General features: G+C 60.0%; 25 protein-coding genes, 1 tRNA gene and 3 pseudogenes. 9 read left to right on the forward strand and 20 right to left on the reverse strand.

The features are described from left to right. Window positions 1–46: 46 nt before the first annotated feature. Window positions 47–544, reverse strand: coding sequence for a xanthine phosphoribosyltransferase (gene gpt, locus ACST81_RS13265; RefSeq protein ID WP_438748335.1), 498 nt, complete (start codon window positions 542–544; stop codon window positions 47–49). A 43-nt stretch (window positions 545–587) separates the two neighbouring features. Continuing rightward, window positions 588–672: transfer RNA gene (locus ACST81_RS13270), tRNA-Leu, on the reverse strand. Window positions 673–876: 204 nt separating this feature from the next. Here ACST81_RS13270 and ACST81_RS13275 point away from each other — a divergent pair. Then, window positions 877–1,113, forward strand: a complete 237-nt coding sequence (locus ACST81_RS13275) for a hypothetical protein (RefSeq protein ID WP_438748336.1) — start codon at window positions 877–879, stop codon at window positions 1,111–1,113. 231 nt (window positions 1,114–1,344) lie between these two features. On the opposite strand, the gene ACST81_RS13280 is transcribed toward ACST81_RS13275, so the two are convergent. Then, window positions 1,345–1,587, reverse strand: coding sequence for a DUF2188 domain-containing protein (locus ACST81_RS13280; protein ID WP_438748338.1), 243 nt, complete (start codon window positions 1,585–1,587; stop codon window positions 1,345–1,347). A gap of 278 nt (window positions 1,588–1,865) precedes the next feature. Beyond that, window positions 1,866–2,465 carry an NAD(P)H:quinone oxidoreductase gene (gene wrbA, locus ACST81_RS13285; RefSeq protein ID WP_438748339.1) on the reverse strand — a complete coding sequence of 200 codons (600 nt, stop codon included), beginning with the start codon at window positions 2,463–2,465 and terminating at the stop codon, window positions 1,866–1,868. 162 nt (window positions 2,466–2,627) lie between these two features. On the opposite strand from wrbA, the gene ACST81_RS13290 reads away from it, so the two are divergent. Then, on the forward strand, window positions 2,628–3,389 hold the full coding sequence (locus ACST81_RS13290) for a competence/damage-inducible protein A (RefSeq protein WP_438748341.1): 762 nt from the start codon (window positions 2,628–2,630) through the stop codon (window positions 3,387–3,389). Between the two features lie 19 nt (window positions 3,390–3,408). On the opposite strand, the gene ACST81_RS13295 is transcribed toward ACST81_RS13290, so the two are convergent. Next, window positions 3,409–4,023, reverse strand: a complete 615-nt coding sequence (locus ACST81_RS13295; RefSeq protein WP_438748343.1) for a hypothetical protein — start codon at window positions 4,021–4,023, stop codon at window positions 3,409–3,411. 153 nt (window positions 4,024–4,176) lie between these two features. Here ACST81_RS13295 and ilvA point away from each other — a divergent pair, with 153 nt between their 5' ends. Then, window positions 4,177–5,424, forward strand: coding sequence for a threonine ammonia-lyase (ilvA, locus tag ACST81_RS13300; RefSeq protein ID WP_438748345.1), 1,248 nt, complete (start codon window positions 4,177–4,179; stop codon window positions 5,422–5,424). A gap of 31 nt (window positions 5,425–5,455) precedes the next feature. Here the strand turns inward: ilvA and ACST81_RS13305 are convergent, their stop codons facing one another. Beyond that, entirely contained in the window at window positions 5,456–6,343 is an 888-nt protein-coding gene (locus tag ACST81_RS13305; protein WP_438748347.1) for an alpha/beta hydrolase, read from the reverse strand. Window positions 6,344–6,441: 98 nt separating this feature from the next. Between ACST81_RS13305 and ACST81_RS13310 the strand changes: the two genes are divergently transcribed. After that, a complete protein-coding gene (locus tag ACST81_RS13310; RefSeq protein ID WP_438748349.1) occupies window positions 6,442–6,762 on the forward strand; it encodes an HlyU family transcriptional regulator in 321 nt (106 codons plus the stop codon). A 179-nt stretch (window positions 6,763–6,941) separates the two neighbouring features. Then, window positions 6,942–8,186: a diguanylate cyclase gene (locus tag ACST81_RS13315; RefSeq protein ID WP_438748351.1), complete on the forward strand. Its 1,245-nt coding sequence runs from the start codon at window positions 6,942–6,944 to the stop codon at window positions 8,184–8,186. Window positions 8,187–8,196: 10 nt separating this feature from the next. Here ACST81_RS13315 and ACST81_RS13320 read toward each other — a convergent pair whose 3' ends face one another. Continuing rightward, window positions 8,197–8,658, reverse strand: coding sequence for an Lrp/AsnC family transcriptional regulator (locus tag ACST81_RS13320; protein WP_438748353.1), 462 nt, complete (start codon window positions 8,656–8,658; stop codon window positions 8,197–8,199). Between the two features lie 154 nt (window positions 8,659–8,812). Here ACST81_RS13320 and ald point away from each other — a divergent pair, with 154 nt between their 5' ends. Continuing rightward, complete coding sequence (gene ald, locus ACST81_RS13325) at window positions 8,813–9,931, forward strand: alanine dehydrogenase (protein ID WP_438748355.1); 1,119 nt, start codon at window positions 8,813–8,815, stop codon at window positions 9,929–9,931. A gap of 311 nt (window positions 9,932–10,242) precedes the next feature. On the opposite strand, the pseudogene ACST81_RS13330 reads toward ald, so the two are convergent. The 5 genes and pseudogenes from ACST81_RS13330 to ACST81_RS13350 form a co-directional block, all read right to left on the reverse strand. Continuing rightward, window positions 10,243–10,712: pseudogene (locus ACST81_RS13330) on the reverse strand (DUF1203 domain-containing protein). Between the two features lie 83 nt (window positions 10,713–10,795). Beyond that, window positions 10,796–11,362: a GNAT family N-acetyltransferase gene (locus tag ACST81_RS13335; RefSeq protein ID WP_438748356.1), complete on the reverse strand. Its 567-nt coding sequence runs from the start codon at window positions 11,360–11,362 to the stop codon at window positions 10,796–10,798. A gap of 5 nt (window positions 11,363–11,367) precedes the next feature. Then, the gene (sseA, locus tag ACST81_RS13340; RefSeq protein ID WP_438748358.1) at window positions 11,368–12,222 is read right to left on the reverse strand and encodes a 3-mercaptopyruvate sulfurtransferase; all 855 of its coding nucleotides are present in this window, start codon (window positions 12,220–12,222) and stop codon (window positions 11,368–11,370) included. 14 nt (window positions 12,223–12,236) lie between these two features. After that, a complete protein-coding gene (locus tag ACST81_RS13345; RefSeq protein ID WP_438748360.1) occupies window positions 12,237–12,980 on the reverse strand; it encodes an alanyl-tRNA editing protein in 744 nt (247 codons plus the stop codon). Between the two features lie 7 nt (window positions 12,981–12,987). Beyond that, entirely contained in the window at window positions 12,988–14,028 is a 1,041-nt protein-coding gene (locus ACST81_RS13350) for a cysteine synthase A (RefSeq protein WP_438748361.1), read from the reverse strand. 298 nt (window positions 14,029–14,326) lie between these two features. Here ACST81_RS13350 and ACST81_RS13355 point away from each other — a divergent pair, with 298 nt between their 5' ends. Together ACST81_RS13355 and ACST81_RS13360 are read left to right on the forward strand one after the other, a co-directional pair. Continuing rightward, on the forward strand, window positions 14,327–14,974 hold the full coding sequence (locus tag ACST81_RS13355) for a ChrR family anti-sigma-E factor (RefSeq protein WP_438748362.1): 648 nt from the start codon (window positions 14,327–14,329) through the stop codon (window positions 14,972–14,974). A gap of 111 nt (window positions 14,975–15,085) precedes the next feature. Continuing rightward, window positions 15,086–15,928 carry an SDR family NAD(P)-dependent oxidoreductase gene (locus ACST81_RS13360; protein ID WP_438748364.1) on the forward strand — a complete coding sequence of 281 codons (843 nt, stop codon included), beginning with the start codon at window positions 15,086–15,088 and terminating at the stop codon, window positions 15,926–15,928. On the opposite strand, the gene ACST81_RS13365 is transcribed toward ACST81_RS13360, so the two are convergent. The 8 genes and pseudogenes from ACST81_RS13365 to ACST81_RS13400 form a co-directional block, all read right to left on the reverse strand. After that, window positions 15,916–16,242, reverse strand: a complete 327-nt coding sequence (locus tag ACST81_RS13365; RefSeq protein WP_438748366.1) for an SMR family transporter — start codon at window positions 16,240–16,242, stop codon at window positions 15,916–15,918. The two genes, ACST81_RS13360 and ACST81_RS13365, sit on opposite strands and share 13 nt — an antisense overlap. Further along, window positions 16,229–16,579 carry an SMR family transporter gene (locus tag ACST81_RS13370; protein ID WP_438748367.1) on the reverse strand — a complete coding sequence of 117 codons (351 nt, stop codon included), beginning with the start codon at window positions 16,577–16,579 and terminating at the stop codon, window positions 16,229–16,231. Before ACST81_RS13370 ends, ACST81_RS13365 begins: the two co-directional genes overlap by 14 nt. Window positions 16,580–16,758: 179 nt before the next feature. Beyond that, window positions 16,759–17,085 (reverse strand): annotated as a pseudogene (locus ACST81_RS13375) (MFS transporter); the annotation flags it as partial. Next, window positions 17,043–17,999 (reverse strand): annotated as a pseudogene (locus tag ACST81_RS13380) (MFS transporter); the annotation flags it as partial. The pseudogenes ACST81_RS13380 and ACST81_RS13375, both read right to left, overlap by 43 nt. Continuing rightward, window positions 17,992–19,245, reverse strand: coding sequence for a class I SAM-dependent methyltransferase (locus tag ACST81_RS13385; RefSeq protein WP_438748368.1), 1,254 nt, complete (start codon window positions 19,243–19,245; stop codon window positions 17,992–17,994). The gene ACST81_RS13385 and the pseudogene ACST81_RS13380, both read right to left, overlap by 8 nt. 42 nt (window positions 19,246–19,287) lie before the next feature. Then, window positions 19,288–20,166, reverse strand: coding sequence for a DUF1365 domain-containing protein (locus tag ACST81_RS13390; protein ID WP_438748370.1), 879 nt, complete (start codon window positions 20,164–20,166; stop codon window positions 19,288–19,290). Further along, a complete protein-coding gene (locus ACST81_RS13395) occupies window positions 20,167–21,510 on the reverse strand; it encodes an NAD(P)/FAD-dependent oxidoreductase (RefSeq protein ID WP_438748372.1) in 1,344 nt (447 codons plus the stop codon). Continuing rightward, on the reverse strand, window positions 21,507–22,964 hold the full coding sequence (locus ACST81_RS13400; RefSeq protein WP_438748373.1) for a cryptochrome/photolyase family protein: 1,458 nt from the start codon (window positions 22,962–22,964) through the stop codon (window positions 21,507–21,509). The genes ACST81_RS13395 and ACST81_RS13400 overlap by 4 nt, the downstream gene beginning before the upstream one ends. A 379-nt stretch (window positions 22,965–23,343) precedes the next feature. Here ACST81_RS13400 and ACST81_RS13405 point away from each other — a divergent pair, with 379 nt between their 5' ends. Next, complete coding sequence (locus ACST81_RS13405) at window positions 23,344–24,525, forward strand: tyrosine-type recombinase/integrase (protein WP_438748375.1); 1,182 nt, start codon at window positions 23,344–23,346, stop codon at window positions 24,523–24,525. Window positions 24,526–24,909 lie beyond the last annotated feature (384 nt).

Consider the following 24,909-nt stretch of genomic DNA (forward strand, 5'->3'; position numbering starts at 1 on the left):
ATCAATAAGCCGCGACGGCCGTAACATTGAGACAGCGGCGGCGTGATCAGTCGCGCGCGCCCTTGGCGATCGGTTCCTGATAGGTAAAGCCCATGTCCCAGGGGAAGTAGATCCAGGTGTCCTGGCTGACCTCCGTGACGAAGGTATCGACCTGCGGCCGGCCCTTCGGCTTGGCGTAGACAGCGGCGAAATGCGCCTTCGGCAGCATGGCCCGCACCACTGCAGCTGTCCGGCCGGTGTCGGTGAGGTCGTCTATGATCAGGACACCTTCGCCACCATCGACCTTCAACTCCTCGGAAATGCCCTTCAGTACGTACATTTCACCCTGTGAATCATAGTCATGATACGAGGCGACGCAGACCGTTTCGATCAAGCGGATGTTCAATTCGCGACAGACGATGGCAGCAGGAACAAGACCGCCGCGGGTGATGCAGACGATCGCCTTCCAGGTGCCGCCGTTATCGGCAAGCCGCCATGCCAACGCACGTGCGTCGCGGTGGAACTGGTCCCAGGATACGGGAAACGCTTTTTCGGGAAGTGACATGTGCAAAGCTCCGGTTGAACGCGGCGTCCGATGGTTCGCGAAGTGGTGCGGACGACGGGGATCGAACCCGTACGGATCTCTCCGAGAGATTTTAAGTCTCTTGCGTCTACCAGTTTCGCCACGTCCGCGTTCTTTTCCTTTCAGACACTCGCGCGTTCACGTCAAGTGCCTGTTTTGGAAAACGGATGGCTGTCCGGCGGTTTACCGATCGTTGGCCATGAGCGCGGTTTTGCAAAAACCCCTCAAACGACAGGGTTATGCGTCGAGGGCGACGGCCTTATATTTTGAGTGATGAAACAGGAAGGCCAAGTGCAGTGCTGCGAGAAGTCCCATTGACGTGGAAGCCGATCCGAAACCGTTCCTATATCGGCATGCTGGGTCAGAACCAACTCGCCTACGTCCTGCAGCATGACGGCCAGCATAACTGGAGATGGATGGTCTCCGGATGCAACGGCACGGTCCGCTACGACTTCCAGTCCGCCGATACGCTAGACGAAGCCAAGGCAGCGGTACAGGCAAGCGTTGACGAATGGTTTCGCCAGGCCGGGCTGCTGGAAGCCATTTCCTGAAGTCGACGCTGCTCACAAGGCGGCGTGCGGCGGTTAACCCTACGTGTGAAGGTTAACAGAGGGTTTCGATTGATCTTGCCGGTTAAGCCGGCCTAAATCAACGGGCCGAGGGAGGGAAACTCGGCATTTTCATCACGAAACAAATTTGCCCCTCTTCGGCGCCGGAGAGGGGCACTGCATTTCTAAGCGGTTATCGCTGGAAGGCAAAAAAGGATCGCCGTCGCGATCGCTTCAATGGTCGTCGACGACCGCCTCGGGGCGGTCGCCGCCGTCGGCGTGTTCGAAATGCCAGTGGCCGTTCTGGTCCTGAAAGCTGATTTCCTCGTCGTCGCCGCCGACCTGCTGTTCGGCTGCCGCCGCCTTTGCCGCAGCCAGCGCCATCTCCCGAGTTGGGAATGTCTCGGAGAAAACATCGGCGAGCTTATAGGCCCATCCGCCATCATGCTGAACGATTGCATACACCACTTTGGTCATTTCCTGCTCCCTGAAAGCGCGCCGCATTCAAATGCCGTCATGGCTTGCGGTGACCGGACAGGAACGGCCGATATGTGACAATCGTTCCAGATGCCGGAATGCGTGTCGCTGATTTTCCTTGTCTCTCGTCCGGGCAACGCACCCTAACACGAAACGCGCGAGAATTGTGAATGCATTGCCAGGTTCGCAGCGTGGCTGCGGCCGGTCACGGGTGGCAGGCAGCAGAAAGGGCGACCTTGCAGCCGCCCCTCGGTTTGTCGAAATATCTCCCGCTCGCCTTATGCGGAGAGCTTGGCAGCGATCTTGGCGACATGGGCGCCCTGGTAGCGGGCGGCTTCGATTTCGACCTCGGACGGCTGGCGGGCGCCGTCACCACCGGTGATCGTCGAAGCGCCATAAGGCGAACCGCCCTTGATTTCCTCGAGGCCCATCTGGCCCTGGAAGGCATAGGGCAGGCCGACGACGACCATGCCGTGATGCATCAGTGTCGGGATGAAGCCGAGGATGGTGGTTTCCTGGCCGCCGTGCTGGGTGGCCGACGAGGTGAAGACCGAGCCGACCTTGCCGACCAGCGCACCGTTCATCCACAGGCCGCCGGTCTGATCGACGAAGTTGCGCATCTGCGAGGCAACGGTGCCGTAACGGGTGCCGGCACCGAAGATGATCGCGTCGTATTCGGCCAGTTCGTTCGGTTTGGCGATCTCGGCTTTCTGGTCGATCTTGAAATGCGATGCCTTGGCGACATCGTCCGGAACGAGTTCCGGCACGCGCTTGACAGTGACGTCAGCGCCTGCCGACTTGGCACCTTCGGCCACGGCATAGGCCATCGTTTCGATATGTCCGTAAGCGGAATAGTAAAGCACCAGTACCTTAGCCATCGTCTTCTCCTTGATCCGGCAATGTCGCTTGATTGCCTCTGGAGAGCGTTTTACCAGTTCTGGAAGGCGCTGTCCGAACCGAAGCTCACGACAGACTGTTCGATAATAGTAGACAGCGGGATTTTTGACTGAACGATGCTGTCGCAGACCAAGGACTTTGCAATGACCACTGAAAAAATCGTCACCGCCGCCATGCTCGCCATCGGCGACGAACTGCTTTCGGGACGCACCAAGGACAAGAATATCGGCCATCTCGCCGACATGCTGACGATCGCCGGCATCGACCTCAAGGAAGTGCGCATCGTCGCCGACGACGAGCTCGCGATCGTCGCCGGGCTCAACGCGCTGCGCGGCGCTTATGACTATGTCTTCACCTCCGGCGGGATCGGGCCGACGCATGACGACATTACCGCTGACGCGGTTTCCCGTGCCTTCGGTGTCGAGTGCATCCATGATCCCGACGCGATGACACTGCTGGCCGCCATGTATGAGCGGCGCGGCATGGAATTCACCGAAGCACGCCGGCGCATGGCGCGCATGCCGAACGGGGCGCGGCATATCCCGAACGCGGTCTCGACGGCGCCGGGTTTCAGCATCGGCAACGTCCATGTGATGGCCGGCGTGCCGCAGGTCTTCCAGGCCATGCTCGACGTGCTGCTGCCGCAGCTCGAAACCGGCACGGCGGTAAAATCGCGCACTGTCCGCTCGCCCTTCGGTGAGGGCGATATCGGCGGGCCGCTGGGTGAGGTGCAAAAGGCGCATCCGCAGACCAGCATCGGCTCCTATCCGAAATTCGACGGCAAATCGTTTTCGACCGACCTCGTCATTCGCGCCCGCGACGAAATGCTGCTCGATGCGGCGGAAGCGGACGTGAAGGCGATGATCGAGACGATCGCGGCAGCGAAAGCCGCAGCGCAAGCTTAAGGCTGGGCGGCGTTGGCCTTTAAGGCTGCGCGGCTGGGCCTGAGATCGTGAACTTCTGATCGACACTGGTCGATTTGCCGTTGTTCAGGTCGTTGAAGTGGAACCGCAGGATATAATCGCCGGCCGCGCCCCCGCTGACATCGGTCGTCAGCGTGGCGTAGATCTCCTGATTGGGGATCAGGCTGGCGAAAGTATATTCGCCGATTTTCTTTTGGCTGGCGAGTTGCTCGCCGGTGATGCTGAGGATGTCCATATCGACGGAGAAGTGCGACTGCTTCTTGGCCCCGGTGGGGGCGGGTTTCCAGCTCAATCCGATCGGTTCGATATAGGAGATCAGCTTCTCGCCCTGCTTGAAGGACGAGCCATCGCGCAGCTCATAGCGCGCATAGCCTTCGGGGCTGGCCTTGACGAACACCGCCTTGGCGATCGCGAAGGGCAGTCTGGCGGAAAATTCACTGGTGGCGGAGCGCAGAAGATTGTGCGCGCCAACCGTGTCACCGGCCGCGGCCATCGCCTCCGCCTTGGCGGCTGCCTGGGCCAGAGGTCCGGCTTCCACCGGCGTCCCCAAAAACATCAGCAGTACCGACGCGCAGGCGGCACAGGCCGAAGCGCTCGTTTTATTGCCGGTACGCATGCTTTCCTCCCGCCCGAACTCTGGTTACGGATTTTCGGGATTTGCCTGACGGTGTCAAGCGGGCTGCAATACTCTTAAAGAATATCGATGGTTTCGGCAAAAGCCCTGTGGCATAGGCAGGGCACCAGGAACCCGAACGAAAGACCGCATTCCATGAAGCCGGATGTTGACCACGCTGTCGAGGCTCTGCGCGCGCTGTTTCCGGCAACGCCGCTGCAGCTCAACGAGCATCTGACCGCGCGCTATGGCGCGACGATCTACCTGAAGCGCGAGGATCTCTCGCCGGTGCGCTCTTACAAGATTCGCGGTGCGTTCAACTTCTTCCGCAAGGTGATCGCGGCAGGCGGGACGGAAAGGACGTTCGTCTGCGCCTCGGCCGGCAATCACGCGCAGGGCTTTGCCTTCGTCTGCCGGCATTTCGGCGTGCCGGGTGTCGTATTCATGCCGGTAACGACACCGCAGCAGAAGATCGACAAGACCCGGATGTTCGGCGGCGAATTTATCAGCATCAAGCTCGTCGGGGACTTCTTCGACCAGTGCTATCAGGCCGCGCGCGACCATGTCGATCGCATCGACGGTGTCATGGTGCCGCCGTTCGACCATTCTGATATTATCGAGGGACAGGCGACGGTCGCGGCTGAGATCATGGAACAGCTGCCGGAAGGCACCATTCCCGACCTCGTCATCATGCCCGTCGGCGGCGGGGGGCTTTCGGCTGGAATGACCGGCTATCTCCGGGACGTGGTGCCGCCGGAAGCGTTCATCTTCTGCGAACCCGAGGGCGCGCCCAGCCTGCGGCGAAGCCTGGAAACCGGTTCGGTGGTGACGCTGGACCAGGTCGACAATTTTGTCGATGGCGCTGCGGTCGGACGGATCGGCGACCTGAATTTCGAGGCGCTGCGTGGCTTCTCGATCGATCAGGTCCTGCTTCTGGCCGAGAATGCCATCTGCGTGACGATCACCGAGATGCTGAATGTCGAGGGCGTGGTGCTCGAGCCGGCGGGCGCGCTTTCGATCACCGCGCTGGAAACGCTTGGCCGTGAGCAGATCGAGGGCAAGACCATCGTCGCTGTCGTTTCGGGCGGCAATTTCGACTTCGAACGCCTGCCGGATGTGAAGGAACGGGCCATGCGGCACGCGGGCCTGAAGAAATATTTCATCCTGCGCATGGCGCAGCGACCGGGTGCGCTCAAGGACTTCCTCGGCCTGCTGGGTGAGGAAGACGATATTGCCCGGTTCGAATATCTGAAGAAGTCGGCCCGCAATTTCGGCTCGATCCTGATCGGCATCGAAACCAAGAGGCCAGAGAATTTCGCCCGGCTGAAGATTGCCTTCGATGGTGCCGGTCTGCGCTATCAGGATATCACGGACAACGAGATCCTGGCCAATCTCGTCATTTGATGAAATTCATTCCTCAAATGATATCTGCTTGTTAAACTGTTTTCCTAAACCAGTTCAGGATGACCTCGACGAGGCTGTCGGTGGTCTTTGGCGATAGCGCGTCACCGGCAATGACATGGCCGTGGGAATCGCCGATATCGCCGGGATCGAGTAGCGTCGCCGTGCCGCCCCAGCGTTCCGCAACGATCCGCGTGCGGTTCGGATCGATCACCTGATCGCGCGGTGAATGCAGGAAGAGCGCCGGCGCGGTGATCCTTTCGAACGGCAGGGCGCTGACGATCTTGACGAGGCGTGCCATCGGCAGCAGCGCCCGAACCGGATAGTTCGTGGTCCAGTAGGCCGCGTGCAAATCGTTTCGCGGTATGACCGAACGGCGCGGGCCGAGGATGAGGCGGGCACTCATCGCGGCCAACGGCGCGGTGAGCAGGAATGCGCCGCGTCCCTTGATGCGGTAGTTCGGTGCGAGGAAGACGACACCGGCGACATGGCGGGCAAGGGCGGGCTGAGCGAGCGCCCATGTGGCGAGCGAGGCGCCGGTCGAGGTGGCGATGATCAAGGTCCGTTCTCCGAGACGGGCACCGATGGCCAACGCTTCCACCATGTCGTTCTGCCAGTCCTTGACGGTGGCATCGGCCATGGCGTCAGTGCTACGAGCATGGCCGGCCAGACGAGTATAGAAGAGATTGGCGCCGAGCGTCCTGGCGATCTGGTCGGGCAGGGGGCGGACCTCGCCCTTCGAGGCGGAAAAGCCGTGGATGTAGATGATGGCAAGCGGCGTCCGGCTTTTCGCGGTCGGGTCCGCCCAGACAATTTCCTTGGCGAGACCAGGCCGGATGTCCGAGAAGGTCGATTCACCAGCCGCAAGCCATGCGTCGATATCCCGGATCGCGGCGATCGCTTCGAAATATGCTGTCGTCAACGTCGCTGTAGCCCCTGTTTCCCTGACTTGAAGATACACCCGACATCTTGCCAAAACTTAACCTTTGACAGGCAGGCATGCCGTGGTAAGTCTTCCCCATGGCTTCGTTTTTGTCAAAATTGTTCGGCTTTTCAGGTGGTTCCAAAGAGGACGCGAATGCGTCCGGCGGCGGCAAGACGGAGGCCTATGCGGATTGCATGATCCGCGCCACGCCGAAGCGCGAGGGCACCCAGTTCCGGCTTGCCGGTTCAGTGGAAAAAGACGTCGATGGCGTCACCCGCGTGCGCACCTTCATCCGCGCCGATCTCTTCAGCTCGGAGCAGGACGTGATCGAGGCGACGCTACGCAAGGGCCGTCAGATCATCGATCAGAACGGTCCGTCGCTCTTCGCCGATGAAGCTGTTTCCAGGCAAGTTTGACGTTCTGTCCGGCTTCTGCGCTTAAATCCAGCATCGCTAACATTCGCCATGGATACTACCATTAATTGAGGGTAGTTCGGTTCATGTGCGTTGAACACTCGACGAGTGCAAAAGCATAAACATTTCTTTAAATTTCCAGATGATAGAAACCTGGAATCTATCCGGGTGAACGATCGTCGATGACCAATATCGTCCTTTTTCTTTGCGAAGGTCTTGTCTATGTCGTGATCATGGTGACGCTGTTGCACCTGCGCCATCGATTGGGCATCGGCGTGTTCATCGCGGCGCTTGGCGTCATGCATTTCATCGAAACCTATCTGGCCGCTGTCTTCTACGTGCAGCTTCCGTTCGGTGTCATCTCGCCCGGATCGGCGGTGCTGTTTTCCGGCAAGCTGATGATGATCCTGCTTCTGTATGTGAAGGAGGATGCGGCGACAGTGCGCCAGCCGATCTACGGTCTGCTGGCCGGCAATTTTCTGACGCTCGGGCTTGGCTTTATCCTGCAGATGCACCAGACCGTCGCGATCACGCCGGAGCGCTCCGCCGATCTTGCCTTTATCGACGAGATGGGCTGGCTGATGCTCTGGGGAACGCTGCTGCTCTATCTGGATTCACTGATCATCATTCTGCTTTACGAGCGGATCGGCCGATGGATGCGAAAATCGCTGATGTTGCGCTTCCTGGCGTGTGGTGTCGTGGTGCTGACCTTTGATCAGGTTGGGTTCTTCCTCGCGCTCCATGCCGTGAATGGCGTGCCGATGGATGTTTTCTGGGGCGGCTGGATCGCCAAGATGGGAGCGGCGGTTTTCTATTCCACCGTCCTTGGTGCCTATCTGCATTACTGCAACCATTCGATCCTGTCCGTATCGCGGCAGCCGATCGGCGACATCTTCAACACGCTGACGTTCCGCGAACGGTACGAGGACCTGCTGTCGAAATCCGGACGGGACATGCTGACCGGCGTGCTCGACCGCAGCCGTTTCGAATTCGAGGCGCCGCGGGTGATCCGCGACGCTGCGGCGTCCGGAAGCCCGACCAGCTTGATGATGATCGATGCGGACCACTTCAAGAGCATCAATGACAGGTTCGGGCATATCGAGGGTGACCATGTATTGAAATCGATTGCCACGGCCATCCAGTCAGCGCTTCGACAAAACGACCGGTTGTTTCGTTATGGCGGCGAGGAATTCGTTGTTCTGTGCGAGGGGCTCGATCACGCAAATGCCGTGGCGCGCGCCGAGGATGTCCGCCTACGCGTGATGAGCGATGTGATGACCGCCGACCATTCGATCGTGACCGTCAGTATCGGTGTCGCATCGACGCCCGGGAACGGTACAACCGCGATGGATTTGCTGTCCAAGGCGGACGTGCGCCTCTATGACGCCAAGCACAAGGGTCGAAACTGCGTGGTCGGCAATCTCTAGGGGCGGTCTTTCAAACGCCGACATTCGGCCGGTCGATCACCTCTCGCAGCGAAAAGCTGGAGTTGATCTTGACCACATGCGGCAGGGCAGACAGCCAATCGCGATGGATACGCTCGTAGTCCTCGAGATCCTTGGCAGCGACGCGCAGGATATAATCGTACTCGCCCGACATCAGGTAGCAGACCAGAACGTTGGGGCAGAGTTTGACTGCAGCCTCGAATTCCGTCAGCGTCTTGGCAAACTGGCCAGACAGTGAGATGTGAACGATCACCATGATCCGGTAGTCGAGCGCCTTGTGCGACAGGCGGGCGTGATAGCCGCTGATCACGCCCGATTTTTCGAGGATATCGACGCGGCGTGAACAGGCTGATGCGGACAAGCCGACACGCTCGGCGAGTTCGGCATTGGCGATCCGACCATTTTGCTGAAGAATCCGCAGGATCGCAGCATCAATTGTATCCATCATCGACATTCGAATTTCCTGCGAAATATCTCTTCATCCGCGCAATAATTCTCGCAAGATTATCGCAATCGCCAGCGTCTTTGCAAGGACATGCGGTTCCGTTTCTGGTTCCTTATTCGGGCCCAATAGCAATGGCGAAAGTCACAAGGAGAGGAACGCGAGGATGCGTGTCGGTTGCCCGAAGGAAATCAAAAACCATGAATATCGTGTCGGGCTCACCCCCGGATCGGTCCGGGAATATGTGGCCCATGGCCATGAGGTGATCATCGAAACCAAGGCTGGTTCCGGAATTGGCGCTGAGGATGACGCCTACCGTGCCGCTGGCGCCAAGATCGTTGCATCCGCTAAGGATGTGTTTGAAAAATCCGATATGATCGTCAAGGTCAAGGAGCCGCAGCCTGCCGAATGGGCGCAGCTTCGCGACGGTCAGCTTCTCTACACCTATCTGCATCTGGCTCCCGATCCGGAACAGACCAAGGGTCTGCTGGGTTCCGGCGTCACGGCAATCGCCTATGAAACCGTGACGGATGATCGCGGCGGCCTGCCGCTTCTGGCGCCGATGTCGGAAGTCGCCGGACGTCTGGCGATCCAGGCCGGCGCGACCTCATTGCAGAAGGCCAATGGCGGCCGCGGCATCCTGCTCGGCGGCGTACCGGGCGTTTTGCCGGCCAAGGTCACCGTCATCGGCGGCGGTGTGGTCGGCCTGCACGCGGCCCGCATGGCCGTTGGCCTCGGCGCCGATGTCAGCATTCTCGACCGCTCGATTCCACGGCTGCGCCAACTCGACGACATCTTCGCCGGGCGCGTTCACACCCGATTCTCGACCATCGACGCGCTGGAAGAGGAATTGTTCTCGGCGGATCTCGTCATCGGCGCCGTGCTGATCCCTGGCGCTGCCGCGCCCAAGCTGGTGACGCGCGAAATGCTCTCCGGCATGAAGAAGGGCGCCGTCATCGTCGACGTCGCCATCGACCAGGGCGGTTGCTTCGAGACCTCGCATGCGACGACGCATTCCGACCCGACCTATGAGGTCGATAGCGTGGTGCATTACTGCGTCGCCAACATGCCGGGCGCGGTTCCTGTGACCTCGGCCCATGCGCTCAACAATGCGACGCTCCATTACGGTCTGCAACTCGCTGACCGCGGTCTTAAGGCGATTGCCGAGGACCGGCATCTGCGCGCCGGCCTCAACGTCCACAAGGGCCGCGTCACCAACAGGGCCGTGGCCGAAGCCCTGGGTTACGAAAACCATGCTGCTGAGGCTGTGCTGAAGATTGCCTGATCGCAGTCGCTTACTGGAATATCTGAGGGCCAGACATCCGGCTCTCAGACTGCTGACAAAGTCATCGTTCCGCGATTTCGGACGTCACTTAGGACGCACTGGGCACCATCCCCGCACCCTCATTCCCGTGCTTGTCACGGGAATCCAGCCAGCCCAAGTCTTTGGGCTGAAAGAGCCTTTTGACCCGACGGACGTCGGGTCGCTGGATCCCCGCCACAAGGGCGAGGATGAGGGAGAGTGAGGATACCTCGCTCTCCAACAACCGGCTTGGGAGTTTGCCAGCAGTCTGAGGGCCGGACATCCGGCCCTTCTCATGCGCGTTCGATCCGGCACTGGTAGCAATTGTTGCGGGCCGAGCGCACATGCACATAGGCGATATCCGCTCTCTCCAGCAATTCGCCGGCTCGCTGAGGTACGTCTTCGACCGGTGTCACCGCGCCGCTGCCATAAACGATGCGGTCGTCGCGCTGTAGCCACGCAGCAGATAATCCCGGCTGGTCGTCAGAATCGAGGGAATTTCTGAGCCGCCGGCATAGGCGGGACATTCTTGCGCGTGAAGGAAGACCGGCCCGGTTTCCGCATAGGGCTGCAGTTCGGGGAAGGGGCGGTAGGCAAGGATGAGATAAGGATCGCCGGCTTCGATATTGGCGAGACAATGGCGGCAGGGCATGCCTTGGCCATCGGAAACATGTCGTTCCGGCACAATGCCGTAAGCATCCGGTTCAAGGCGGCGGTAGCGGGCGGCAAGATCGCTGGGCATCGGTTGATAACGCAGGCTCATCGGTTTTCCTCCGGTTTCGATGGAGAGAGGAAATGCCACGCGCCTGCCGCCGGCGACACCCGATTCTTGCCGGGCAGCAATCGTCAGAGCGTTCGCGACAGCGCCAGTAACTCGTCGTCACTCAACGGCAGGACTTTTGCGTCTCTGGTCGATACCGGATTGAACCCGAAACGCTGATAGAGTTGCAGGGCGCGCGGATGATCCAGCGTGTTGGTGGCGACCCGCACCTTTTTCGGATTGGAATTCCAGGCGGCATAGAGGGTTTGCAGCAGAAACCACTTGCCGATCCCGAGGCCGAGCGCATGTTCGAACATGCCGAAATGGGAGAGTTCGACGATATCCTCATCCACCTGCAGCAGTTCGAAAAAGCCGGCGGGCGCGCCGTTGACGTAGAGCACGGTGACCGAATTGCGCTTGTCGTGTAGCGTTGCCGCCAGGTCGTCGTCGCTCAGGCGCAGCCGATCGACCCAGGTCCAGCGCCTGCCGACCTGAAGATAGAGGAAGCGATAGAACGGCAGCGGAATTTCCGGCACGCGCATGATCGCGGTCTGGATATTGACCGGAACCGGCAGGCTCTGCTTCGGCGGCGCGGTCATTTCCAGTTCCGTGACGTGAACGTCGAGCGGTTCGTTTGCTGCGGTCTCTGCCATGCCGATTATTCTTTCCCGGTAATGACGGCCGTGTCGGCCCGGCTGCCCCATTCGGACCAGGAACCATCATAAAGCGTATTGTCCGTATGTCCCAGCGATTGCAGCGCCAGCATGATGATGGCGGCGGTCACACCCGAACCGCAGCTGGTCACGACCGGCTTGTCGAGGTCGATGCCGGCACCTTCGATGGTTTCGCGTAGCGCATCCAGCGACTTCAGCTTGCCGCCGGTCGAGAAAACGCCGGATGGCAGGCTTTTGGCGCCGGGCATATGGCCGGAGCGCATGCCCGCGCGGGGCTCTGCCTCATCTCCAGTGAAGCGGGCAGCACCGCGCGCATCGGCGATCTGGCGTTCGCCATTGGCGACGATCGCGATCATCTCTGCAAAGGTCGTGACGGCGCCCGAATTATAGGTCGGGCGGAAGACTGCGGGCGCCGGTTGCGGCACTTCCGTCGTCACCGGCCGCCCTTCCGCCGTCCAGCCGTCCATGCCACCATCAAGAACGAAGACAGAGGTCGCGCCCATGGTGCGCAGCAGCCACCAGACGCGCGGCGCGGTGAAGATGCCGGGACCGTCATAGACGACGATCGTGTCGGTTTCGCTCAGTCCGAGCTTGCCGACGGCGGCGGCAAAGGCCATGGGCGAGGGGATGGTGTGAGGCAAACCGCTGTCGAGATCGGCGATCATGTCCTGATCGTAGAAGACGGCACCGGGGATATGGGCGGCGGCATATTCCGCCTTGGGATCGCGGTTCTGTGCCGGCAGATACCAGGCGGCATCGACGATCTTGACCGTGGGATCGCCGAGGCGCGCCTGCAGCCAGTCCGCGGAAACGACGAAAGCGCTCTTCTGTTCAGACATGATGAATTCTCCGGTCAGGGGGCGGGACTTGCTTCCGGCGTGCCGAAGCGGATGCGGAAACGGCGGTTTTCCTTGCCCTTCTTTTCGATCTTGGCGATGAAAATCTGTCCGACTTCCTGCGTTTCGGACACATGGGTGCCGCCGCAGGGCTGGCTGTCGATCAAGGCGTTTTCGCCGATGCAGACCAGGCTGACACGGCCGAGCCCCATGGGCGGGCGGACATTCTTCGACTTGACGATATCGGGATTGGCGGCGAGTTCCGCATCGGTGATCCACTGCAGGTAGATCGGGTGATTGCCCTCGACCAGAGCCATCATCGCAGCGGTGACGGCATCCTTGTCGATGGTTTCGCTCATGTCGAAATCGACGCGGCTTTCGTCCTCGCCGACCGCAGCGCCTGTGATCGGAAACTGGCAAACGACGGACAGGAGATGACACGCCGTGTGCATGCGCATCAGCTTGTAGCGACGCGGCCAGTCGATGTGCAAGACAAGCTTTTCGCCGACCTCAGGCACCGGCTGATCGGCGGCCGGCATGTGGACGATGATGTCCTTGGTTTCGCCGTGACGGGTCGTGGCGACCTCGATGCGGCTGCCGTCCGTGCGCTCAAGGAAACCGCTATCGCCGGGCTGACCGCCCGACGTCGCGTAAAAACAGGTCTGGTTGAGCGCGATGCCACCGTCCGCCCCTATTCCCGTGACGACCGCTTCTGCTGTTGAAAGGTAGAAGTCGTCACGAAAAAGAGCAGTCGTTGTCATGGGACGCTTATCCGGCAGGTTCGTATGGCACCGTGATTCCGGAGTTTCGCGTCAGCCATGCCGGCACGGGCAGGCTCTTCGACTTCAGAAACGCCGGATTGAACAGTTTCGACTGATAGCGGTTACCATAGTCGCAGAGGATCGTCACGATGGTATGTCCTGGCCCCAGATCTTTTGCCAGGCGAATGGCGCCGGCAATGTTGATCCCCGACGAGCCGCCAACGCAGAGGCCCTCGTTCTCGACAAGGTCGAACACCACGGCCACGGCTTCCGCGTCGGGAATCTGATAGGAGAAATTCGGCGCAAAGCCTTCGAGATTGGCGGTGATACGGCCCTGGCCGATGCCTTCGGTGATCGAACTGCCCTCAGCCTTCAACTCGCCATTGACATAATAATTGTAGAGGGCGGCGCCTTCCGGATCGGCGAGGCCAATCTTGATGTCGGGGTTTTTCGCCCGCAAACCCTCTGCAACACCAGCCAGCGTGCCGCCGGAGCCGACCGCGCAGATGAAACCATCGACCTTGCCGTCGGTGTCGCGCCAGATTTCCGGAGCGGTGGTTTCCACATGGGCGTCGCGATTGGCGACATTGTCGAACTGGTTGGCCCAGATCGCGCCATTCGGTTCGCTCCTGGCCAGTTCGGCGGCGAGGCGGCCGGAGAGTTTTACGTAATTGTTCGGGTTCTTGTAGGGAACGGCCGGCACTTCCACGAGTTCGGCGCCGAGCAGGCGAATGGCGTCCTTCTTTTCCTCGCTCTGCGTTTCCGGAATGACGATGACTGTTCGATAGCCGAGCGCCTGCGCCACCAGGGCCAGACCGATGCCAGTATTGCCGGCCGTACCCTCGACGATGACGCCGCCCGGCTTCAGATGGCCGGAGCGTTCCGCATGGCGGATGATCGACAGCGCCGCGCGGTCCTTGACCGACTGGCCGGGATTGAGAAATTCCGCCTTGCCGAGAATGGTGCAACCCGTTGCCTCCGATGCGCCCTTGAGGTGGATCAGCGGCGTGTTGCCGATGGCGTCGAGAACGGATGGCAGTACAGGCATGAGAAAACCTCTTGGCTTGGCGGGCAATGTTTCAGGCGGACCTGATCGAACAAAAGTCGGCACGGCGTGTCGGATCACTGGATGTCGAGAAGAACCACGATCCAACCACCCGGAATCATGGCGTCTTTTCCACCGGGCAGGGCCTTGAAGCAAGAAATAGCGTTTCAACGGGACGGCGTCACGGGCAAAAAATGACTTACGGCGCCATATCGGTCCAACCTGTGATCCGTTTGTTGACCCTCGGCGTAGTGAGGCGATACGGTCGAAGACGTGACGCAGCGAACAGGTGCAACAATTGATGGCTGATGCCCAGCTCGACATGGTGGATGCCTTGATGGCGCGGTATGCTGCCGGTATCCTGCCGGAGCCTGCGCGTGTCCTCGTCGAGGCCCATCTCGAGATGAAGTCGATCAACCGCTCCCGGGTCCTGGACTTCGAGACCGCCGCCGCCGACGTTATGGAAAAGATCGAGCCGGTGGCTTTGGCGTCAAGGGGCGACGTGCTGAACGCCATTTTTGCCGCCCCGGCGGTCGCCGTCGCCACCAAGAATTTGCGGCGGCCGACCAATGCGCTGTTACCCCCGGCAATCCGCGACTTTGTCGGCTTCGAGGCCAACGATATACCGTGGAAGCGGAAGCTGCCCGGTTTCAAGGAATATGATCTCGGCAAGATCGACGGCTGCGATGTCAGCTTTTTCTGGATCAGGCCGGGCCGCGCGGTTCCGGCACATACCCATCAGGGCTTCGAACTGTCGCTGGTTCTCGATGGGGCCTTCAACGATCTACGCGGGCGATTCGGCAAAGGCGATATCTCCGTCGCCGACGAGAGCGTCGATCATCGCCCAATGGCGGAGAACGAGGTTCCCTGTATCGGCTTTGCGGTCTCGGATGCGCCCCTCAAACTGACCGGCGCCTTCCGGCAACTGATCGGTGATCTCATCGGATGAACCGCCGCCCCGGAAAGGCCAGAATATCGGAACAAACTGCATTTCAGCGCGTATTATTTCGTGATGTCCGGTGGTGACATCAGCGCGATGTTGAGCGGGAAAGGAAAGCTGATGACCGATTTTGTCGCACACCCGGAATTGGGTTTGGCCTGGGTTACGGGAGCAAGCTCCGGTATCGGCCGGGCGCTGGCGCTACGACTGGTTCGGGATGGCTTCAATGTGGTCGTCACCGCGCGGGATCACGAGAAACTCGTCCACCTGCAGCATGAGGCGCCGGGACCCGGCAAGATCATCGTGCTCGATGGAGACGTCACCGATCCGCGCGACATGGAGCGCATCCTGGCTGCGATCGAATACGAGCACGGCACGATGGCCTTGGCGGTGCTGAATGCCGGCGTCTACATCCCCGTTCACGGCGAGGACATGCACCGCGAGGATTTCGAAAAGACGTTTGCGGTCAACCTACACGGCACGGTCAACTGTCTGTTGCCGGCGGTACGGCACATGAAGGCGCGCGGTCACGGCCAGATCGCCATCGTTTCCTCCGTCACCGGCTACGGCGGCATGCCGACGAGCGCTGCCTATGGTGCGACCAAGGCAGCGCTGATCAACATGGCAGAAAGCCTGAAATTCGATCTCGACAAAGCCGGTATCCGGCTGCAGATCATCAATCCCGGCTTCGTCGACACGCCGGCGACGGCGCGAAACGCCTTCGCGATGCCATCGCTGGTCAGCCCTGAGGAGGCGGCCGACAATATCGTCACTGGGCTCAAGGCCAGCGGCTTCGAGATCACTTTCCCGAAACGCTTCACCTATGCGCTGAAGCTGCTCAATCTTTTGCCCTACGGCCTCTATTTCTGGCTGATGAACAAGGCGACCGGCTGGAAGACGCGGCCGCTCGTTACACAGGGGCACGCGCCGGAAACGCTGGCACGCGATCCTCAGGCAGTGTGAAGAACGACGACGGCGCCGAAGACCAGGACGAGACCGAACCAGCCGATCGGTTTCAGCTTCTGTCCGAACAGGATACGGGCGGAGATCGCCGTGCCGAAAATTCCAGTGGCGCCGAGAATGGCATAGGCGATCGCCAGTTCCATGCCCCTGACCGCCTCGACCAGGAAAGCGAAGGCCGCCAGCACCAGGAGAATGGACAGGATACCCCAGCCTCGGCGGGCAAAGCCGTTCGACTTGGTGGAGGCGAGGTTGGCCGCGACATCCAGAACGCCGGCGAGAACAGCGAAGATGAAATAAATATCAGGCGCGGTCATCGGCCTCGCTCTCATGCATTTCGCCGGCATTGACCAGGATAATGCCGGTCACCGCCATGACCAGACCGATCATCTCTTGGGTATTCAGCACATGATTGAAGACGAAGACGGAGACCAGCGTGATCAGCGCGATCCCCGATCCTTCCCAGATGGCATAGGCGACACCGACGGAGATCATCTTCACGGCCTTGGCGAGAAAAAAATAGGACAGCGCGATCGAGATATACATGACGACATAGCCCCAGATACCGTCGCCCGACGAGGCCGCCTTCATGACTGTGAGGCCAATCACCTCGGTGGCAATCGCAAGCGCCAGAAAAATCCATGCGAGACGCATGTCATCACCCTTTGAATGATCGATGGGAAGCTGGACTTCCTTAGGCATATCCAGCGAAGCGGTAAAGCCGCTTAGGACATTTATCGGCGGATACGGGCCTGCAGCGCGTCCTGAGCCGCTTCGTCGAGCGGGAAATTCCACATGAGCGCGATTGCCGCCAGTTTGAGTGCGATCGGCACCCAGGCATAGATCACCGCCAGCGCAAAAAGAGATGCAGCACTATTTGCCGGACCGGATGCCGGCTCAAAACCGAAAAAACCCAGCAAAGGAAAGACGACGCCGACACCGGCGGCGAGCGAAAGTTTTGTCGCCAGCCCCCAGGCGGCGAAATAGAAACCGCTGCGCTGGTCGCCGGACTCCGCGGTATCCGTATCGATGACATCAGCCTGAATGGACGGCGGCAGGGCAAGGTCGAGCCGAGCAACAATCCGGTCGCAGCACAGATCAGGGCGAAGGGAAGCAATGCTCCGGCAGAGAGCAGCGGCGCCGCGGAAAAGATCAGGCAAGCGACGAGCATTGCGATCGCCCAGGAGCGATGTTTGCCGAGCCGCTTTGCTGCAAATGCCGCCAGCGGCACGCCGGCAATGGCGCTCAGGAAATACAGGAAGAGCAAGGGTCCGCGCATATCGGGCAATTGCAGCCGCGCCGATACGAAATAGAGAAACAGCGTGGCCGGTATGCCATTGGCAAGGCCATTCAGAAAGAAGGCGGCGATCAGGCGCCGGAAAGGTCGATTGCGAGCGAGACGGGACAGAGCAGCCGCCAGCGGCAGCCGTATCGTTGTGACGTCTGACGGTTCTGGCACACGCCAGACGGTGAGGCCGCCGAAGGCCGGCAGCATCATGGCAACGACGAGACCGAGCACGGCAAGGCCGGAAAACCCCTTCTGCTCGAAGCCGATGGCAAACGGCAGGACGATGGCGATCAGCGTGCCGACCAGGGTCAAGCCTTCGCGCGTCGCTGTCAGCCGCGTACGGCCATGATAATCCGCCACCAGTTCCGCGCCCCAGGCGGAATAGGGTACGATCGCCATCGTGAAACCCAGCGAAACCAGCATGCCCCAGACCGTGAGCCAAGCGATGCCGGCTTCTGCGGCTGGCCAATAGAGCATCAGCGCCGACAAGGCCGCGATAGGCAGCGAGATCAGGAACAGGAGGCGCCTTCGCCCAAAACCTGGACGGATGCGATCCGCGGCATAGCCGACGAGCGGATCGCAGATGGCATCGAACAGGCGGACCAGCAACAGCGTCCACCCGACGGTGGCAATCGGTAGCCCGAGCGTTTCGGTATAGTAGGTCGGGACAAGCGAATAGAGCGGTAGGCCCAAGGCGGCCAAGGGCATGGCAGGCAGGGCATAGGCGAGGAGCATCCGGCGGCTGATCGGCATCTCGCCTGCGCCGCCGGCCATCTTTTCATTCATACACGATCTGTCTCACGTCGATGTTCTTCGCCCGGAAACCGGCCTCGCAATAGAACAGGTAGAATTCCCACAGCCGCTTGAAGCGGGTGTCAAAGCCGAGCGGCTCGACCTGGTCCCACACGTTCCAGAACCGCTCGCGCCATTCGGCGAGCGTGCGGGCATAATCGAGGCCGAAGCCGAAATCGCCGCTGATCTTCAGTCCCACCTTGCGACCAAGCTCGATCAGGTGTTCCCCCGTCGGCAGCATGCCGCCCGGAAACACGTATTTCTGGATGAAATCCGGATTGGCACGATATTCGTGATAGGCTTCCGGCTTGATCGTGATGATCTGCAGGCCGGCCTTGCCACCGGGTTTCAAGCAGCGCTGGAGTTGCGAAAAATAGGCCGGCCAGTATTTTTCGCCAACGGCCTCGAACATCTCGATCGAGACGATGCGGTCGTAAAGACCGGTTTCGTCACGGTAATCCTGGAACTTGATATCGACCTTGTCGGCCAACCCGGCGCGCTTCATGCGCTCGGTGGCAAAGGCCAGTTGCTCGCGGCTGATCGTCAGACCGGTGACTTTGCATCCAATCTCACTTGCGGCGTATTCAGCAAAGCCACCCCAACCGCAGCCAATCTCAAGCACATGATGTCCGGCACGAATGCCGGCGGCGTCCGCGAGTGCCTTGTATTTTGCGCGCTGCGCCGATTGCAGGTCGTTGGCGCCGGTCGAATAAAGCGCCGAGGAATAGGTCATGGTCGGATCCAGCCATTCCTTGTAGAAGGCATTGCCCAGATCATAGTGCGCCGAAATGTTTTTCTTCGAGCCGGTTTTCGTATTGGCGTTCATCCAATGCCTGAACTTCTCCACGAGTCGCATGACGCCGCGCGCGCCATTGGAGAAATGGCTGCCGACTTCGGTATTGACGAGGAAAAGCTCGAGAAAGGCGCCGACATCCGGGCTGTCCCAATCGCCGTCCATGTAGCTTTCGGCAACCGCGATCGTGCCGCCGGTCAGCGCCCGCTGCGGCAGGTTCCAGTTATGCAACGTCACGGAAGCAACGGGGCCTTGCTTCTTGCCGTTCACCACCACGGTGCGGCGGTCGGGCAGAGTAAGCTTCAAACAGCCTGCCTGCATGTGGACAAGGCCGCGAAAAACCATTTGCGCCTTGGCGGGCAGACCTTTGACGATGCGAGAAAGATTTTCGGTCGACAGACGCTCGACGTCCTCGGAATCACGATAACCGGTGCCTGCTGTACTCATCTACAGATCCTCAGCAATCATTGCTCTTGATATAAAATAACCTCATTCCGCCGGAGCGCCAACCTTGGGTTTATCATAAAATCCGTGCGGCTGGCGGCGACCATTTCTCCAGATACTGGTGGGGGCCGGCGCTTCGGGTCGAGGGATATAGCGCATGCCCTTGATCCAGAGCTTCAGCGCTTCCCAGTGAATGCCGGCGACGATCTTGAATGTAAGATGCGGGATACGGGCAACAAGCCGCAAAATCTGGCCTGTTTTCAACGGTGTCCAGACGCCGGAAAAGGTCGCGGCGAGCAGGGGGCCATCCTTGTCCGTCTCCAGAATGCGCCAGCGGATTTCCCGGCCTGGCGGCAGCATGCGGAACTGGTAGCGCATCGCCATCGGGATGAACGGCGAGACATGGAAGATTTTGTCGCATTGCTGCCGCACACCGGCATCGGAAATGTCCTCCGGCCCGATCGGGCAGACATAGGTATGCTGCTCGCCGAAGGTATTGCGGACTTCGTAGACCATGGCGCAGAGACCATCGTTTTCGTCATAGGCGTAGTAAACCGCCAGGGGATTGAAAACGAACCCGAGGATGCGGGGATAGCAGACGAGAAGCACGCGTGCCGCGCGGGATCGGAGACCGGCTTCCTGTAACATTTGATCGACATAGGCCCGCAGCGGCATGCCGCTTTGGCCTGTGTGATCCTTCTCGTGGAAAGAGAGCAGGTTGCGGCGATTGACCGAGAAGACGGAACTGGATCGGTCTGCTTCCGCCAACCGGTCAAGGTCGATCATCAGGGAGAATACGTCGTAGGTGAAGCGATGACCGACCGGCTTCATGCGCTGATGCATGACCTGACCTGCATACAGAATGGCCGCGTCTTGCGGCGGGGTGCCATTGCGTATCATGTCCGAACCGGATGAGCCACGCATCTATTCGGCAGCCTCCCGGAAGATGGTCGATATCTGCTGACGCCAGGGAATGATGCCGCCGAGCGCCTCGGCCGCGGCAAGCCCGGATACCAGTCCATCCTCATGGAACCCATATCCCGTCCAGGCTCCGGCAAAGAAGGTGTTGTTGTCACCCTGGATCGATTTCAGCCGCCGCTGCGCCGCCATCGAGCGTGCATCGAACTGCGGATGATCGTAGGAGAATTCGGCAAAGACGCTGCCGGATGCCGGCTCCCGTTCAGGATTGAGCGTGACGAACAGCGGACATCTCGGATCGATACCCTGCAGGCGGTTCATCCAATAGCTGACGGCGACGCCCTGCGTGCCGCAAGGTTTTGTGGAGCGCAGATAGTTCCACGATGCCCAGACTTTCGGCCGTTTCGGCATCAGGCCGGCGTCGCGATGCAGGATGACGCGATTGGCATGATAGGGAACCGAAGATAGAAGCGCCGATTCAGCTGGCGTCGCATCCGACAGCATATCCAGCGCCTGATCGCTATGCGTGGCGATGATCACCTTGTCGAACTGTCTCGTCTCGCCCTGATCGTCCGTGATGATCACACGGCCTTCCTCGCGACGGATCGAGCGGATGCCGCAGCCGAGCTGCAGGCGATCGCCAAGCGGCCGCAAGAGTTTTTGCAGGTAGTTGCGGCTGCCGCCGGTCACCGTGCGCCAAGGATGCGGCTTGAAATAGATCAAGCGGTGATTGTCGAAAAACTGGATGAAATTCTCCGCCGGGAACTCCAGCATCTTGCCGCTCGGCGTCGACCAGATCGCCGCTGCCATGGGCACGAGATAATTGTTGGTGAAGCCCGGCGAAAATCCACGCCAGTTGAGATAATCACCGATCGACATCGCCTCCAGCCGACCGGCACTGCGATCTTCCAGGCAGATGCGGTTGAACCGCAGGATTTCCCGCAACATCATCAGGAAAGACGGTCGCAGCAGGTTGCGTTTCTGGGCGAACACGGTGGCGAGATTGTCGCCGCTCCATTCGAGCTGGCCGTGATCGAGCGAGACCGAAAAGCTCATGTCGCTCTTGTGGGTGTCGACATCCAGCTCTGAAAACAACGCCGTCAGGTTGGGATAATTGGCCTCATTATAGACGATGAAACCGGTATCGACCGAGATCGGCGTGCCGTCATAATCGATATCGACGGTCGCCGTATGGCCGCCGGCGCGCGTCTCCTTCTCGTAGAGGGTGACGTCATGGACCGGATTGAGTGCCCAGGCGGCAGCACTGCCGGAGATTCCGGAGCCGATGATCGCGACCGACAGGCGGCGACCGGGAACATGATGCGGACCATGGGGAAAAGGGGCGTTCATGCAGCGTCCTTGATATTGCCATAGGCAGCAAGTGCGCGGTCGCGCGCCTTTGCATGATCCACGAGAGGTTTCGGGTAGGTTTCACCGAGCGTCACGCCAGCGGCCTTCAGCGCTGCCGCTGGGGCCTCGAACGGCCGGTGCACGAATTTGGCGGGCATGTTTTCGAGTTCCGGCACGAAGGTTTTGACATACGTGCCGTCGGGATCGAATTTTTCGCCCTGCAGGATCGGGTTGAAGATGCGGAAGAAGGGCGAGGCATCGGCGCCGCTGCCGGCGACCCATTGCCAACTCGCCGCGTTTGACGCCGGATCGGCATCGACCAGCGTATCACGGAACCAGGCTTCGCCACGGCGCCAGTCGATCAGCAGGTCCTTGATCAGGAAGGAGGCGGCAATCATTCGGACGCGGTTATGCATCGTACCGTGCCGCCAGAGCTGGCGCATGCCCGCATCGACGATCGGATAGCCGGTCCGGCCCTTGGTCCAGAGCGTGAAGGCGCCTTCGTCATCACCCCATTCAAAGCGGTCGTACCGACGATTGAGATTTTCGCGCGGCAGGTCGGGATTGTGAAAGAGCAGATGATAGGAGAAATCGCGCCAGGCCAGTTCCTTGCGGAAGGTGACGACATCCTCGACCGGAACGTCCTTCAGGTTTCGTGTCGCATGCCAGATGCGGGCAGGGGAGATTTCACCGAGCGCCAGATGCGGCGACAGCCGCGAGGTCCCGTCGCGGGACGGCAGGTCACGATTCGTCTTGTAGCCATCGATGGTCCCGTCGATAAAGTCCTGCAACCGTTCAAGGGCTGCGGCTTCTCCCGGTGTCCAGACTTCACGGAATGCCTCTGCCCAGTCGGGCTTCGCCGGCAGCAGGTTCCAGTCGGCTAGTTTTTCGCTCTTCGGCCAATCCGCGGGTGCCGGAATGTGCTCGGGAGCATCGAGCGGCGCGTCCGGCTCTCCGGACGCCTCCAGCGCGCGCCAAAAGGGCGTGTAGACACGGTAGGGCATGCCCGCGCCGGTTTTCAGTCGCGACGGTTCATGCAGGAGTTGGCCGGCGAAACTTCTGACAGTCAAACCGGCATCGCCGAGGCGATTTTTCAGCGCGCTGTCCACGGCGATGCCATCCGGATCATAACGCCTGTTCCAGTAGACGCCGGAGGCACCGGTTTCCGCGATCAAGCGGGCGAAAACGTCTTCCGGCTTGCCGGTCAGCAGAAGAAGGCCGCTGTCCAGATTGCCAAGGGATTCGCAAAAGGCCTGCAGCGAATGATGCAGCCACCACGTCTGCGCCGCACCGAGCGGTCCTGTGCCACTCTCGGCAGGCTCGCGAATATAAACAGGAATGACGCCTCGCCCCGATTGCACCGCTGCGTGCAGCGCATGATTGTCACCCAGCCGCAGATCCTTGCGGAACCAGACGAGAAGAGGGCCGTTTGGGGAAGGATCGCTATTTTTCATGTTCGCCCGCGCATCGTATCGGTCTTTGCATACGCAGATACGGAAAGCGCGGATCAAAGGTTTCGCGGCGAAAGCTTTTTTATTTCATCGTTTTGCGAAGTCAGGTTGTGACTTCCGAGTGAGCCAAGAGATCGACCAATTCGCATCGTAGGAACAGGATCGGGAACTGTCCAGAAAAGCGAAAGGCTGCATTCGTTGCCGAATGCAGCCTTCTGAAACTGGCTCCCCGGGCCGGATAAATCTTAGTGTCCATAGTGGTCCACAGTGTACACACCATGATCATTAACCCTCTGTTTTACTTCTATCCCTTGTCCATTACGTCCAAGACGACTATCTATAGCGCAATACCCAATTGCGGGGAAAAAGTGGGGAAAACGACATGGGGATCCATACTCGGAATGCGTTGACCGTGAAGGCGGTCGCGGCCAGTAAAGCGGCGAAGCTTCGCGACGGTGGCGGGCTTTGGCTTGTTTCGAAGGGTACAGGACGCTACTGGGTTTTCAGTTACACAATCTTTGGCCTTCGGCGCGAGATGGGGCTTGGGCCACTGCATACGGTCGGCTTGGCGGAAGCGCGCGAAAAAGCTGAAGAGTGCCGCCGGCAGGTCCGAGCCGGTGTTGATCCGATCGCCGCCCGGCATGAGGCGCAGGCCGAAGCGCCAAAAGCTATAACGTTTGGAGAGTTCGCGGATTCGTTCGTTGATGCCGCGGTAAAGGCGGGACGGTGGCGCGGCGCCAAGACTGAAGCGCGGTGGCGCAACCTGCTTGAAAACCATGCAAAGCCGATCCGTGCCAAGGCGATCGCTGCAATCAAGAATAAAGATGTGATTGCCGTCCTTGGCCCAATCTGGGGCGAGAAACAGGAAACGGCCGAGAAGCTACGCGAGGCAATCGAGCGCGTGCTGGATGCTGCCAAGGTCGAAGGGCACCGCAGCGGCGACAATCCGGCGGCCTGGCGCGGCAATCTCGAGCACGCTCTGCACAAACCGAACCAACTGACGGCAACGAAACATCACGCCTCAATGCCCCATGCCGACATGGCAGAATTCATGCCGAAGCTTGCCGCTGTAAATGGAGTTGGAGCGCGGGCGCTAGAACTCGCCATTCTGACGGCTTGCCGGTCGGGCGAGGTGAGGGCTGCAGTCTGGCCCGAAATTGACCTCCTCAAGAAAGTCTGGACGATACCCGCCAAGAGAATGAAATCTGGAAAAGAGCACCGGGTTCCCCTCTCTAAACAGGCCATTATTCTTTTGAAGGCGATGGCGCGCCAGAGCGTCAACGAGTACGTTTTCCCGGGCGTGCGAGATAAGAAGCCGCTTTCCGACGCCTCGCTGTCGAAGGCGTTGACTTCGGCTGGCGGTGGCGCGTTCACCGTCCACGGGTTCAGATCAACCTTCCGAGACTGGGCAACCGAGGTTGCGCACGCGCCGCGGGAGGTAGCGGAAGCGGCATTGGCCCACGCTGTCGGCGATACGGTTGAGCGCTCCTATGCCCGATCCGACGCATTAGAGAGACGTAGGGATTTGATGCAGAAATGGGCTGACTACTGCGGAAAACGATAATGTTTACAAACGCGTCAACTTCTTTATTTCGCTCAGGCTAAAATAATCTGCCTGACTTTTGCAACCAAATTGCCTATATACACTGCACTGACTTGTTATGGTGGCAAGCAGTGCGCGGGGTGGTTCCCGCACCAGATGCTTCGGCATCTAAAAGCCGCTGAGAATCTCAGCCTGAAGCGCACCGAGATGCGTGGCCCATGAGGGTCGATTAATCCTAACCCGGTCATGGTGACCGGCAACCGAACCTTCTCAAACTCCATTCGATCAACTTGACGCTCGGATTCCATCCGCGCGTCTTTAGAGGAGACACCATGATTCCGTCTGCAGATAACGATAATTTCCCGGCGCTCATAAGCCTTAACGCGGCATGCGAGATGACAAGCA

The organism is Pararhizobium sp. O133, assembly GCF_051669845.1.
Classification (GTDB): Bacteria; Pseudomonadota; Alphaproteobacteria; order Rhizobiales; family Rhizobiaceae; genus Pararhizobium.